Origin of the sequence: Proteiniphilum sp. UBA5384 (assembly GCF_002410825.1) — a bacterium.
Taxonomy (GTDB): Bacteria; Bacteroidota; Bacteroidia; order Bacteroidales; family Dysgonomonadaceae; genus Proteiniphilum.
In genome coordinates this window covers 110368-125218 of the sequence record NZ_DHOS01000047.1, presented here as the reverse complement: position 1 = coordinate 125218, position 14851 = coordinate 110368, and the positions used below count along the sequence as shown (strand labels likewise).

11 protein-coding genes and 1 pseudogene are annotated in these 14851 nt (G+C 43.1%); 4 read left to right on the top strand and 8 right to left on the bottom strand.

Annotation, left to right across the window (positions count from 1 at the left end):
* Window positions 1-24 precede the first annotated feature (24 nt).
* The 7 genes and pseudogenes from B4G81_RS09310 to uxaC form a co-directional block, all read right to left on the bottom strand.
* Window positions 25-684 (bottom strand): annotated as a pseudogene (locus B4G81_RS09310) (3-keto-disaccharide hydrolase); the annotation flags it as partial.
* A gap of 120 nt (window positions 685-804) precedes the next feature.
* Entirely contained in the window at window positions 805-2226 is a 1422-nt protein-coding gene (locus tag B4G81_RS09305; RefSeq protein ID WP_294081823.1) for a Gfo/Idh/MocA family oxidoreductase, read from the bottom strand.
* Window positions 2227-2241: 15 nt separating this feature from the next.
* Window positions 2242-3522 (bottom strand): lactate racemase domain-containing protein, encoded by a 1281-nt coding sequence (locus B4G81_RS09300; RefSeq protein ID WP_294081821.1) that lies wholly within the window; start codon window positions 3520-3522, stop codon window positions 2242-2244.
* Between the two features lie 107 nt (window positions 3523-3629).
* Entirely contained in the window at window positions 3630-5084 is a 1455-nt protein-coding gene (gene gnd, locus B4G81_RS09295; protein ID WP_294081820.1) for a decarboxylating NADP(+)-dependent phosphogluconate dehydrogenase, read from the bottom strand.
* 77 nt (window positions 5085-5161) lie between these two features.
* Entirely contained in the window at window positions 5162-6241 is a 1080-nt protein-coding gene (locus B4G81_RS09290) for a PfkB family carbohydrate kinase (protein ID WP_294081818.1), read from the bottom strand.
* 33 nt (window positions 6242-6274) lie between these two features.
* The gene (locus B4G81_RS09285; RefSeq protein WP_294081816.1) at window positions 6275-7087 is read right to left on the bottom strand and encodes an SDR family oxidoreductase; all 813 of its coding nucleotides are present in this window, start codon (window positions 7085-7087) and stop codon (window positions 6275-6277) included.
* 99 nt (window positions 7088-7186) lie between these two features.
* Entirely contained in the window at window positions 7187-8593 is a 1407-nt protein-coding gene (gene uxaC, locus B4G81_RS09280; protein ID WP_294081812.1) for a glucuronate isomerase, read from the bottom strand.
* Between the two features lie 413 nt (window positions 8594-9006).
* On the opposite strand from uxaC, the gene B4G81_RS09275 reads away from it, so the two are divergent.
* The 3 genes from B4G81_RS09275 to B4G81_RS09265 all read left to right on the top strand — a co-directional run bounded on the left by B4G81_RS09275 (window position 9007) and on the right by B4G81_RS09265 (window position 12714).
* Window positions 9007-10500, top strand: coding sequence for an MFS transporter (locus B4G81_RS09275; RefSeq protein WP_294081811.1), 1494 nt, complete (start codon window positions 9007-9009; stop codon window positions 10498-10500).
* Between the two features lie 238 nt (window positions 10501-10738).
* Entirely contained in the window at window positions 10739-12085 is a 1347-nt protein-coding gene (locus B4G81_RS09270; protein ID WP_294081808.1) for an MATE family efflux transporter, read from the top strand.
* A gap of 2 nt (window positions 12086-12087) precedes the next feature.
* Window positions 12088-12714 carry an AAA family ATPase gene (locus B4G81_RS09265; protein WP_294081806.1) on the top strand — a complete coding sequence of 209 codons (627 nt, stop codon included), beginning with the start codon at window positions 12088-12090 and terminating at the stop codon, window positions 12712-12714.
* A 39-nt stretch (window positions 12715-12753) separates the two neighbouring features.
* On the opposite strand, the gene B4G81_RS09260 is transcribed toward B4G81_RS09265, so the two are convergent.
* On the bottom strand, window positions 12754-12975 hold the full coding sequence (locus B4G81_RS09260) for a helix-turn-helix domain-containing protein (RefSeq protein ID WP_294081804.1): 222 nt from the start codon (window positions 12973-12975) through the stop codon (window positions 12754-12756).
* Between the two features lie 472 nt (window positions 12976-13447).
* Here B4G81_RS09260 and B4G81_RS09255 point away from each other — a divergent pair, with 472 nt between their 5' ends.
* Window positions 13448-14842 (top strand): hypothetical protein, encoded by a 1395-nt coding sequence (locus tag B4G81_RS09255; protein ID WP_294081802.1) that lies wholly within the window; start codon window positions 13448-13450, stop codon window positions 14840-14842.
* Window positions 14843-14851: the final 9 nt, after the last annotated feature.

The window sequence follows — 14851 nt, the reverse complement described above, 5'->3', positions numbered from 1 at the left end:
TGTAACTCGCCCGAATTTAAAATGTCATAACTCTTTTATCTTAATATTCCGGAACCACACTTCATCACCATGATCCTGTAACAGAAGCAGGCCCTCTTCTGCATTTCCAAAATCAGGCCAATCCTTATATTTACTGTAATTTACTAATGCTTCCCACATCTGATTGTTGCGCTCATATTCAATGATCTTTATACCGTTCAACCAATGCTCCACATGATTTCCCTTGACAACCACCATGGCTGTATTGAAAACACCACTCCTGAATGGCTTATTTTCAGGAGCCGGTATCAGGTCGTAGAGCGAACCCAGCGTACGGTTCCCTTCCACACCAAGTTTTGCATCGGGGTGGTTGGCGTCGTCGAGTATCTGGAATTCACACCCGATAGCCGATCCCTCTCCTTTATTCAGGTTAGTATCTACAAAGTATTTGATACCGCTGTTAGCACCCTCGGTAATCTTGAAATCCACTTTCAGTATAAAGTTCTTGTAAGGGCGGATAGTAACAATATCGCCGCCGTTGGCGGACTCACCTCCACCGCTTTTTTGCACTTTCAGTATCCCATTATGGATTGACCATCCTTTTTCGGGAAAATGTTCCAATTTGGCTCCGCGCCACCCTTCGGTGGTCTTTCCGTCCCATAACAACTTCCATCCGTCTTTTTTCTCTTGTTCCGAAAGTGTGTTGGGATTATCCTGTGCGCATGCAGAAAAAGTTATTATCACTGCTAAGATCACTAATACTGTTTGTTTTATCATTGTTTTTTTGTTTTAAAGTGAATGAAAACGGGAAGAATCGGAAGATTCCTAAATCTTATAAAAGTCTTCCCACCCTTTCCGTGGTGGTTCGCCCGTAAGATAGGCATCTGCAAAAGGGTCATTTGTAACCCGTTTAGTTTTTCTATCGAAAACAATTTTGCGGTTGAGTCGCTGTGCTGCTACTCCTAAATTGAATACCTGACTTAAAGGAGCCGATACCTCGAATGGAGAACGGGTTTTCTCTTTACCCTGACAAGCCAGGAGGAAATTGGCAAAATGATTGGAGGGACTCTCGGGTACTGTGGGAAGATCCTTCGCCATTGCCTTTGCTTTTTCTTCCGGAATGATACTCAGTGTACTACCGTGTGACCCTCCTTTAAAAATGAGTTCCTTACTGTAAATCTCTTTTCCGGGATTCAATTTGGTCGGTTGTATCTGTCCGCCACCTACGGAGGGAATATTGGGATCGAGTTCCGATACTCCGTACCCTTCGGGAACAGGTGGGATATTGTCCAATCCGTCATACCATGTGATAACCAGCGGAGGCATCTTCCCCCGTTTCGGGAATTTGAATTCTATGGTACTCGACATCGGAAAGAAATAATCGTTATGATCCTTCAGTTTAACTGGTATGACTTCTTCCGGTAAGCCCAGGTCAAGGAATTCATGTACCGTATCGATAATATGTGCGCCCCAATCACCCAGGGCACCCATCCCGAAGTCATACCAACAGCGCCATTGCCCGTAGTGGAAATCCTTATTATAATCATGATACCGCTGTGCCATCATCCATACATCCCAATCCAATGTTTCTGGGATAGGTTCAGCGGCAGGAAATTTCCTGATATTGGGATCCCAGCCGTGCCAGCGGCGCGGGTTGTTCATATGTGCCGTAACAGCCGTTACATCCTTGATGATACCGGCCTCTTTCCACGCTTTGAATTGAAAGTAATTAGCTTCCGAATGGCCTTGATTTCCCATCTGGGTGACCACGTTCGTATACTTTCTGGAGGCTTTTAACAGTAATTCCGATTCATGAAAAGTACGACTCAGCGGTTTTTCGACATACACATGTTTTCCCTCCGCCATCGACATCATCACAGCGGGAAAATGGGCAAAATCGGGAGTTGCAATCGCTACAGCGTCAATCTCGTTACCCACTTTATCAAACATCTCCCGGAAATCCTTAAACCGCTTCGCTTTCGGAAATTTGTTGAGAGCATTTTTAGTATGTTCAGCTCCCATATCCACATCACAAAGGGCTACCACATTGGCCAATCCCGTTTTATCGAAATCATTGATAATTTCCCATCCCCTGTTTCCGATACCGATATGGGCTAAGTTCACCTTTTTATTGGCACCTACCACCCTACTGTAACTGGCAGCATTCATCTTAGTCGATATACCACCCATAGCCACCCCCACTGAAGCGAGGGCTGCGTTTCTGATAAATTCTCTTCTTGTTGTCATGATATATATAGAGTTTTATAACCTCTCTTTATATGCCCACAAACCAAGTGCAGGACTTGAGATATAGTATATCTCCTCTCCATCGGGAAGCACATTGAATCCTTCTTTAAGATACCGTGGATTATATCTTTGCATGGTCTCCTCGATATCTCCCCAAGAGAAACCAACGCTTTCGATCTCTTCCGCCGTAAGGTTCCAGTCTTCTTTACCGGGACAATAAGTGATAGAAAATCGCCCCTCGGAAGAGCCATGAATAAGATGTGCCGCCGCCCCGAGGTTATCCCTCAATTCCCGACTTCCGGATACAGCTTTAAGCGTATGGGGAGTCCCAAAATAGCCATACTTACGGATCAGTGCATCAATCGCCTTATCTTCGCCGAACTCTTTCAAAGCCGGGGCCAGGACAATCAGCTCGCCTCCATCGGCTATCGCCATCCGGGTACGGTAAATCGACTTATTCCCCAGCCAGGTACTTTTAAACTCGGAAGGATCAAGCCATACAACCACCTTTTTCAAAGGTCTCTCCACCATCACAAAATTAACCTCCAGGGAAAGTCTGACAGCATGATCAAACACTTCCAAATCGTTCCCGACGAACAATCCGTAGGTCTGCTGCTTCCCATGAGCATTTACCCCTACTACTGTCAAGACATATACGATAGGTAATTCTTTTAGATAATGTTCAGTGGCGTAGTTGAACACACGCCTTACCGGGGTATCGGCCTTTCCCATCATCCGTTCCATCCCATAGACTGCCCCGATATAATGACTTTTATTGATACCCTCACTTCCTCCGGTCCCGACAAGGATATTCTTGTTATAGTTGGCCATTCCTACCACTTCATGGGGGACTACCTGACCAATCGAGAGGATAAGATCGAATCCCCCTTCAACCAGTAGTTTGTTAACCTGTGCAGGCCATGAGAAATCCACCTTATCCTCTGAAATGCTGCGTATATATTCTGCCGGCACCTCTCCCAGCGTAATCACATCATTCCGCCAGTCATGGTCACGAAAAAGTGATTTAGGAGTTTTTCCGAACATATGACTGATTTGCTCCGAAGTCATAGGGGTATGTGTTCCTAAAGCAGGTAGGATATCGGTGAGTTTTTCTTCATAATACTCCCATGCGATTTCCGTAAGTTCTCCGGCACGACTGGGCAGACGGGTATAATCGGGCGGAACAGCAAGTATTTTTTGCCGTTCGCCCAATTTCTCCAGTGCTTCATACAACCCACCCCTCAAATCATCATGAGAGAGAGCAGTCGTAGGAGAACCATTTTCGTAGTAAATCATATTATTGATTTGATAGTCCCGATAAAACGGGAGAAGTTGTCCCGACTTTCAGGAAGTAGTGATAATTTATTGATTTGATGATCTTCATAACTCAATCATCACATCAATTAAACATCATACGTAGTGGAGGCCGTATTTCCTCCATGTCCGGTCCAATCGGTATGGAAAAATTCTCCGCGAGGCCTGTCTACCCGCTCATACTGATGTGCTCCAAAATAGTCGCGTTGCGCCTGTAAAAGGTTGGCCGGAAGACGTCCGCTCCGGAATCCATCAAAATAACACAGGGCCGAAGTAAGTGCCGGTATGGGAATCCCATTTTGCAAGGCTGTAGCACAAACCCTTCTCCAACCACCTTCTGCCGATAGTATAGCTTCCTTAAAGAAAGGGTCGAGCAACAAGTTTTCCAATAATGGGTTATTATCGAACGCTTTTTTGATATCTCCCAAAAAACGAGAACGAATAATACAACCTCCACGCCACATCAGTGCGATACCTCCATAGTTAAGATTCCATCCGTATTCTTTGGCGGCTTCCATCATCAGATCATAACCCTGCGCATAAGAGATAATCTTGGCTCCGTAAAGCGCCTTTTCCAGATCATCAATAAACAGGTTTTTATCTCCTTTAAAATCGGATTTCTTTATAGAGATGGCTTCAGAAGCTTTTACCCTCAGGTCTTTCTGTGCCGAGAGACAACGCGAGAAGACTGATTCACCGATCAGCGTAAGCGGGATTCCCAGGTCGAGGGCAGAGACTGCTGTCCACTTACCCGTCCCTTTCTGTCCGGCCGTATCAAGGATTTTTTCCACCAGCGGGCTTCCATCATCATCCTTATATGCCATGATATCAGCCGTAATTTCTATCAGGTACGAATCCAATACGCCGCTGTTCCACTTTTTAAATACTTCGTGCTGCCCAAAAGCGTCTATGTCAAGCAATTCTTTCATCAGATGATATGCCTCGTTGATAATCTGCATGTCTCCATACTCAATGCCGTTGTGCACCATCTTCACGAAATGGCCGGCACCGTTTTCACCTACCCAATCGCAGCAGGGTATACCTACCCCCACTTTGGCCGCCACGGCTTGGAATATCTCTTTTACATAAGGCCATGCTTCGGGTGAACCTCCGGGCATCATGGAGGGTCCGTTGAGTGCACCCTCTTCACCTCCTGAAACACCTGTCCCTATATAGAGTAACCCTTTGCTCTCTACATATTTTGTCCTGCGGATAGTATCCGGGAAATAACTGTTTCCTCCATCAATGATAATATCACCCGGTTCGAGTAGCGGATTCAGCTGTTCAATAAAATCATCCACCGGCTTACCCGCTTTTACCAGCATCATTACTTTGCGGGGCCTTTCCAGGGATGATACCAACTCTTCCAGCGAATGAGTTCCTATAAAATTTCTCCCTTTTCCCCTTCCATTGACAAACCTATCTACTTTATCCACAGTACGGTTGAACACTGCTACTGTGTAGCCTTTACTTTCCATATTTAAGACCAGATTTTCACCCATCACGGCCAATCCGATCAATCCTATATCTGCTTTTTTATTCATTTATTTTTTATATTTCAAGATTTTGAATTCCAAAATTATGAATTGTTTTGCGATCGACATGTCGTCAAATCGTGAAATCATCTCACCACCCTTGCATTCCCTTTCCAGATGCTCCAGATCATCTCCTCATCAGTCGGCTGGGCATAATCAGTCAGAAATGTCGTTGCCAGTGCACCGCTTGCCCACGCAAACTGTACCCATTTACCAGGTTCCATTCCTGTCAGAATACTATACAATAATCCACCCACAAAGCCATCTCCCCCACCTATACGGTCCATTACGTTGATCCTCCGCAAAGGCGCTTCGTGCCAATTCCCATTTTCATAAACAATAGCGCCCCAGAGATGTTCATTGGCACTGACCACTTCACGAAGTGTGTTGGCAAAAACAGAAACATTCGGAAAAACTTTCTTCGCATTCAAAATCATCCCTTTGAAAGCCTCCAGTGTGCTTCCAATATTTTCACCCCCTGCTTTCGGGCCTTCGATACCCAGACAAAGCTGAAAATCCTCTTCATTACCGATTACGATATCAGAGAGCGAAACGATCTCGGTGAAAGCCTCTCTCAAGATGTCTTCCCTACCTTTCCAGAAGGTAGCTCTATGGTTCAAGTCGAATGAGATAAGTGTTCCGTACTTTTTTGCGTAACGGGCAATCTCAAGGCAGAAGTTGTTCGTATCAGAAGAAAGAGCAGCGATAAGTCCGGAAAGATGTACGATCTGCACGCCCTCTTCACCAAAAATCCGCTTCAGATCGAAGTCTTTCACTTTCAATGTCTTCCCTACTTCCCCCGCACGATCGTTCTGTACCCTCGGCCCACGTAACCCAAAACCACTATCGGCAATATTGAACTGATGACGATAACCCCAGGGATCACCCTGTGCCACCTCCGGCCCTTCGTATTCCATATTTCTCGCTCTTAAATCGGCTTTGATAAAAGCTGCAATCGGGCTATCCTTTACAAAGGTAGTAAGAACCTTTACTGGAAGTCCAAGATAGGACGAGACACTTGCTACGTTGGTCTCGGCACTAGTCGCCTGCATCCGGAAAAGATTGGTACTCTGTACCGGTTGTGCATCTATCGGGGTAATACGTACTCCCATACTGGTAGGTACCATCAACGAATATTTGAATTCTTTTTTTAAATCTAAAGACATGTTTATTGATTTACTGATGTGGTGATGTGGTGATTAAATACTAAACGCATCAAAGCCGCCGTCGACAATTGCTACCGTTCCGGTTACAAATTTAGAGGCATCACTCACTAAATAGTGGAGTGTACCTAACAAATCTTCCGGGACTCCGAACCGGCGGAAAGGGGTATGCGCGATAATGGCATTGCCCCGGGCGGAATAGGATCCATCGGGATTGGTGAGCAACGTCCTGTTTTGTTCCGTGACAAAGAAACCGGGGCACAACGCGTTCACCCGAAAATCTTCCCCAAATTTAGTAGCCAGTTCTCCCGCCATATACTTGGTAAAATTGGTCACTGCCGCCTTGGCGGCACCGTATCCCGCAACACGGGTCAATGGGCGTAATGCCGAAGCGGAAGAGATATTCACGATATTCCCTTTTTTCTCCTTCACCATATATTCCGCAAAAGCCAGTGTGGGCATGACTGTACCCATCAAGTTCAGGTCGACCACCTTCCGGAAATCATCCGCTTTCAGATCGAAGATGGTATTGTCGGGGCCAATGGTAGCACCCGATATATTTCCTCCGGCACCGTTGATCAATACATCAACTTTCCCATACCGGGACACAATCTCTTCTGCATTTTGTTTCAACACTGCTTTATCTGTTACATCAGTTTGAAGAAATATGGCTTCTCCCCTGGCAGCTTTTACTTTTTGCACCAATACATCACCTTTGTTCCTGTTTCGTGCCATTATAGCCATTTTAGCACCATGTGCCGCCAGATACTCTACCATGGAGGAACCCAGAACTCCGGTCCCCCCTGTAATGACAATCACTTTACCTTTAATATCAAATAATTCATACATAGCTTATTGATTTTAATTACAGAGCAAAGATAGGCTACTCATCTTGCTTTCAATTCCTATTTTCCGCAAAACACTCTTCACTGTTTTATCGTATCGCCACTAAAAATTAAAAAATTGTTTTGCATTCTTATAGGATATGTTCTCCACCATCTCTCCAAGGAATTTCATTTCCGAAGCAGGTAATAATCCCTGCTCTATATCATTACCGATAAGATTACATAAAATTCGCCGAAAATACTCGTGGCGCGGGTAGGACAAGAAACTGCGAGAATCGGTCAACATGCCTACAAATCGACTTAAGAGACCCAGGTTAGAGAGGGAATTCATCTGTGCTTCCATTCCTGTTTTCTGGTCGAGAAACCACCATCCTGACCCGAACTGCATCTTTCCGGCAACCGATCCATCCTGAAAATTACCGATCATAGTGGCAATAAGATCATTATCTCTTGGATTCAGATTATAGATAATGGTCCTGGTCAATCGGTTGTCCTTATCCAGTTGGTCGAAGAAACGACTCATCGCTTTTGCAATAGTAAAATCACCCATAGAATCGAATCCAGTATCAGGCCCCAATTGATTAAACAACCGGGTATTATTGTTACGAATCGCGCCATAATGAAATTGTTGCGTCCATCCTTTTTCCCAGTCCATTAGGGCGCCTTCATAAAGCATCGCCGATTTGAATTTCAATATCTCTTCTTTTGTCAGTGCTTTCCCTCCGTACACCTTATTGAAGATCTGTTCAATTTCAGGTTGGGTATAAGGTTCGGCATAAAATTCCTCAATACCGTGGTCAGAAAGCCTACAGCCTACTGCTGCAAAGAAATCGTGCCGCTTACGGAGCGCCTCAATAAGGTCGTTATACTTGTGGATAGCCACTCCCGACACCTCGGATAATTTTTCCAGATATGCACGGTACTCCCGGGGATTTTCCACAGCCATCGCCTTGTCGGGACGCCAAGTGGGCAGCACTTTGATTTCAAAATTTTCTCCTTTCAACGCAAGATGATATGCTAAATGGTCAGCAGGATCATCGGTAGTACAAACCACCTCTACCTTGAATTTTTTCATCAATCCCCGGGCAGAGAACCCGGGTGTATGCAGTAACTCTGTACATCTGTCAAATATTTCTTTTGCCGTTTCGGGGTTCAGTAGCTTATCCACTCCAAAGGCAGTCTTTAATTCAAGGTGAGTCCAATGATAAAGAGGGTTCCGCATAGTATAAGGTACCGTTTCGGACCATTTCTCAAATTTTTCCCAGTCAGATATATCTTTGCCGGTACAATATTTTTCCTCCACGCCGTTGGCACGCATGGCGCGCCACTTATAATGATCGCCTTCGAGCCATATCTGACCCAGATTATCAAAAGTATGATCATTGGCGATATATTCAGGGTTCAAATGACAATGGTAGTCAATAATAGGTTGCATTTTGGCATGATTATGGTATAATTCCTTTGCCGTATCTGTCTGAAGTAAAAAATCTTCATGAATAAAGCCCTTCATAAGATATATTTGTTTGCTGTTTTAATATTTTATTTTACTGTTTACGTACACACAAGTTATACTGTGCAAGTACACAACCCTTATAAACTTCCAAAGTTATATATTTTTATTTGATAATAGCCACCTACAATAATTAAATTTTCACATTATTCCATATAATCCTTCTAAAAGTCTTTTTCATCTTCTGAAGGAGACGGGCCAAATAAGCAATCTAGTGATTTGATAATTCCAGATTTATAAATACGGATAAAAATTTAATATTTTATTTTGAATATGTCAAAACATATCGTAATTTTGTGCGCGTACACATCTGCCATGACATAGAGAATTACAAATTTAAAACAGCAAATTAAATACCGACAGATTAGATCCGAAGCATCAATTGTAAATAATAATAATCATTACAAAAAATCATGGGTAAACTACAACAGGGAGAGAAGGGAAAAATGACCAATTTCCGCTGGACAGTGGTTGCAATGCTATTCTTCGCAACCACCATCAACTATCTGGACAGGCAGGTATTGTCGCTCACATGGGATGAGTTTATCAAACCCGAGTTCCATTGGAATGAATCGCATTACGGGACTATCACCTCATTCTTTTCTATTTTCTATGCCATCAGCATGCTCTTCGCCGGGCGTTTTGTAGAATGGATGGGAACTAAAAAGGGGTTTCTCTGGGCCATCGGCGTATGGAGTTTTGGAGCCTGTCTGCATGCATTGTGCGGTATCATCACCGAAGCCTATGTCGGTCTGGACAGTGCGGCAGAGCTGGCAGCTGCCACGGGAGACTTGGCAGTAGTAATCGCCACGGTCAGCATGTGGTGCTTCCTAGTGGCACGCGGCGTGCTGGCACTCGGTGAGGCGGGCAACTTCCCCGCAGCCATCAAGGCAACAGCCGAATATTTCCCCAAGAAGGACCGTGCCTATGCCACTTCCATCTTCAATGCGGGGGCATCCATCGGGGCATTGTTTGCTCCTCTGAGTATTCCTCCTTTGGCAAAAGCGTTTGGCTGGGAAATGGCCTTTATCATTATCGGCGTGCTGGGTTTTATCTGGATGGCATTCTGGGTTTTCTTCTACGATAAACCGACAGAAAGTAAAAGGGTCAATCAGCTCGAACTGGATTATATTGAGCAGGACAACTATGAATTGGCCGAAGAGGATGCCAAGCCCGGTGTGGCAAAAGTATCCTTGAAGAAATGCTTTTCATATAAGCAGACTTGGGCATTTGTTGCCGGGAAGTTCATGACCGACGGTGTATGGTGGTTCTTCCTGTTCTGGACCCCCTCCTACCTGAATACGCAATTCGGCATTAAAACAACCGAAGGATTAGGCATGGCTCTTATTTTCACGCTCTACCTGATTGTGACCATACTCTCGATATATGGTGGAAAACTACCCACTGTGTTTATTCACAAGAGCGGACAGAATCCGTATGCCGCACGCATGAAGGCGATGCTGATTTTTGCATTTTTCCCGTTGGTGGTGTTGCTTGCACAACCCTTGGGTGTGGAGTTTGCTTATTTGGGTAAGAATGCTGCCTGGATTCCCGTATTGCTTATCTCTATCGGATGTGCTGCACACCAGGCCTGGAGCGCCAACCTCTTCTCAACTATTGGCGATATGCTTCCGCAAGGTGCCATTGCAACCGTCACGGGCATTGGTGGAATGGCCGGGGGTGTAGGGTCGATGATTATGCAGAAAAGCGCCGGTAACCTGTTCCATTTTGCCGGTGAAACCAATATGACATTTATGGGATTTGAAGGAAAACCTGCCGGTTATTTCATTATCTTCTGTATCTGCGCCTTTGCCTATCTGATAGGGTGGGCAATCATGAAATCACTCGTTCCCAAGTATGAACCCATCACGGAGTCTGACATTTTCTACACTCGACAAAACAAATAAATTTGACTGTATTTTCTTTCTTCACGCCTTATCAAAATACAAATCAGCAGCCTATACGTTTTGAGAAGCATAAGGATTGTTTGTTTATATGATCTATATAAAACGAACAAACCGGCCTCTCTTTGATCATCAATAGTATGCCGGATACCTTTTATTCAAAACATATATTTATTTAACAAAATCATCATTTTCTTTTTAGTAGCTTTGATGCCGCAAAATAAAAAAAGAATAATAACGAATGAGTGTAGTGAGAAATCCGACCGAATTAGGTACGGAGAAAATAGGTAAATTGTTGGCACAATATGCCCTCCCGGCTATTATTGCGATGACTGCTTCATCTCTGTACCATATTACGGATAGTATTTTTATCGGACACGGGGTGGGATCATTGGCCATTTCAGGATTGGCCATTACCTTCCCGCTGATGAATCTCGCGGCGGCATTCGGTTCACTGGTCGGTGCGGGAGCAGCCACGTTGCTTTCCATACGCATGGGACAGAAAGATTATAAGACCGCCAACATCATCCTGGGGAATGAACTGACATTGAATGTTATTTTCGGTATAGGATTCTCGGTTGTGGCACTTATTTTCTTAGACCCGATCCTCTACTTTTTCGGGGCTAGCGAAGTAACAATCCCTTATGCACGCGATTTTATGCATGTTATCTTATTGGGGAACGTTATCTCCCACTTATACCTCGGTCTGAACGGTATGTTACGCTCGTCGGGAAGGCCTGACAAGGCCATGGTTGCCACCATCGCCACCGTAATGATTAACCTTGTGCTGAATCCACTGTTTATCTTTGTATTTGAATGGGGAATAAAAGGAAGCGCATGGGCCACCGTCATTTCGCAAACGGTTATGTTGATCTGGCAATTGAAGTTCTTCAGCGATAAGAATAATTTCATCTACCTTCAAAAAAAAGCCTTCAAGCTACATAAAAAAATTGTGACCGATTCGCTTTCGATCGGCTTGTCTCCATTCCTGATGAATGCCGTGTCGTGCCTGATTGTCATTGTCATCAATCAGGGATTGTTACGCACGGGAGGCGACCTGGCCGTAGGGGCTTATGGCATCGTGAACCGTATCTCCTTTTTGTTTCTTATGATTGTGATGGGATTGAACCAGGGAATGCAACCCATCGCCGGTTATAATTTCGGTGCGATGCTCTATAAACGGGTGAACGAGGTCTTGAAAAAATCGATCATCGTGGCTACCGGCGTGACTACTTTCGGCTTTCTGGTGGTACGCCTTTTTCCGGAAGCGATTGCCTCCCTATTTACCAGCGACAGGGAACTGATTGAGCTTTCTAAAAATGGGTTACGCATTACTTTCATCACATTTCCGATCATCGGCTTCCAGATGGTGACGTCCAACTTTTTCCAGAGTATCGGTATGGTCGGCAAAGCCATCTTCATGTCACTTAGCCGCCAATTGTTATTCTTATTGCCATGCTTGCTGATCTTTCCTCATTACTGGGGAATCAACGGCATCTGGTACAGCATGCCCGCCGCCGACCTGATTGCGAGCATCGTGGCTGCCGCCATGTTAATCTATCAATTCAAGAAATTCAAAACAAAATGAATATGAACGACAATTTTATTATTAATATAGGTCGCCAATTGGGTAGTGGCGGACGGCAAATAGGACGGATCTTATCGAAGCAGCTGGATATGGCGTTTTATGACAAAGAGTTGATCGCGTTGGCATCGCAACAGAGCGGTTTGGCCAAAGAGGTATTTGAAAAGGCAGATGAGAAGAAACGTTTCACCTTGACCGGAGGACTGCTGGGACTTAAATCACCGGTGCTGGACGAAAATTTTTCCAACAGTTACCTTTGGAACGAGAAGTTATTTCAAATTCAAAGTGAAGTGATACAGAATTTGGCCCGCGAAAAATCGTGCATATTTGTAGGGCGTTGCGCCGATTATATTTTACGCGATCATCCACATGCCTTAAACGTCTTTATCAGCGCTGAAGAAGACGACCGGATAAAGCGAGTCATGGATTACTATGAACTGACCGAGAAGAAAGCCTTGGAGCTGATTGGGAAAACAGATAAAAAACGGGCCGGATATTACAATTATTACAGCAATAAACAATGGGGCGCCGCCGAGTCGTACCATTTATGCATCAACTCATCGGCATTGGGCATCGAGGCGACCGCCGATTTTATCGAGGATTTTCTATATGGATTCACCCAGCGCGGATGACATCCTTGGGAACCATATAAACAGTAGCCCAAGTATAGGTCAATCATCCACATTTACCAAATCTCTTAACTTGATATTGAGTGATTGACTAATTTTATATAATGTCTCCACAGTTGGATTAGTTCTCCCTTTCTCAATCCTTATTAGGTTATTGTACTCAATATTCAGTTTATCAGATAATTCTTGCAAAGATAAATTTTGAGACATCCTAAATTCTCTGATTCTTTGACCAATCTTTAGACATAAATCCTCCTTATCCATAAAACTCTATCTTTTATGATTGAAAAGCAAAGAAAAATCTTTATTTTCGCACTTCACCAATCATATATGACAGTGTCGATATGGCATAAAATATATAATTATACATACCAATGATAGAGTCTGTTAAATGTGATATCAATGATCAAGAATTTGTATATAAATTTTCTTCTGGCGATTTGCGGATGGGAATAAAGTTTCTATTCTATCCTCCCAAACACTTCTAATCGAAAAAAAGCAAAAAACACATCTTTTAGACTGGAATAAGGGAAATAGAGTGTATTTAGAGTGTCTGTTTTTAATGCTTAAATCGATGAAAATGATTTGTTTTGCAACAAATTAAACCAAAACTATTTGCTTTTCGAAAGCAGACAATGTCATGTCAATTGTAATCACTCCAATATTGAAAACAATCTCGTTGTTTTCAATAGTCCTATTGTTACTTGGGGGTTGTTCCAGGTTCAAAACATCGCCGGTGAAAGTGAGGCAAGAGGTAGATAGCCTACTCGACCTCGCACAGGATTATAGTGCTTTAATTGATACTGAAAACAGTCTCCGGTTTGCTTTTAAAGCGCTTGAATCAGCCCAATCGTCAAACTTCCGCAAGGGGATAGCTGAATCTTATTTTTATATTTCACAAGCACTTTTTGACACGGGGAATTATGATAAAGCAATGCACTATGCTATTCTTGGAGAGGAAAATACAGATGGAGATCCCAAATTAATCTCCGAATTTATCAGGATACGGGCCCGGATTTATTCCTACGTGGGTTTACAGGAAAAGGCTAAAGACGAGTATTTAAAAGGTCTTACCTATACAAAACAGATAAATCAACCATTGCATAGAGATTATTTTACCGCTCTCGCTTATGAGAACCTAGCACATCTATATACAATAATTGATTGCCCTGATTCAACACGGTTATATACCCAAAAAGAAATTGAAATATTAACCTCGATGGATGAATCTATCGTTTATACTCTCCTTATCAATGCATATACTAACTTGGGAACATTCAAGGCCGATGAAAGCGAAATAGACTCAGCGCATAATTTCTTCAACAGGTCCATTGAGTTGGCAGACAAGTACAATTACCCTTATTATCACAGAACCTATTCCCGCAAAGGAGATATGTTCTTTTCAATGAATAATACAGACTCGGCATTATACTACTATTACAAGGCATTGGACAGTCTCGATGAATTAGGCTTAAAAGCTGCATATCCATCTATCTATGAGCGTTTGAGCAAAACATTATTACTACTCAATGATACAATAGCTGCCAAAGAATTTGATAAGAAGAAATTTCTTATTGAGAAGGAGCTTGACGAAAATAAATTAGGAGTAGCTAAAAACATGATTAACTTACTAATAAACAACGAGAAAAAGTTAAATAATGAGCAAAACAAAAAATTCTATATGGATAGAGCTGCTATTATCTTGTTATTAAGCACCATAGTTTCTATGCTGGTATTTAGTAGACGATACAAAGCAAAATATCACCGGCAAATAGAACAGAAAATGAAAGTGCACGAAAAAAAGATAAATGAATCATTGACAGAGGTGATAGAGCTGGCAAAAAAGAATGATCCGGCTTTTATGCCTAAATTCCAAGAGGTTTATCCTGATTTTACAAACAAACTTTTTAAGCATTACCCAAAGTTGCTTTTAAGTGAATTACAAACACTTGCCTTTATTTATCTTGGATTCTCCAACAAAGAAATATCTGATTTTACCCACCGCTCATTCAGGACAATCGAAAATCGTAAATACCGGCTCAGAAAAAAACTGAATATCGATACGGAAATTGATATGTATTATTGGTTGAATGAGTTTCTCCAACATACATCCAAAGAAAAAAACAGATAATCTTCAATT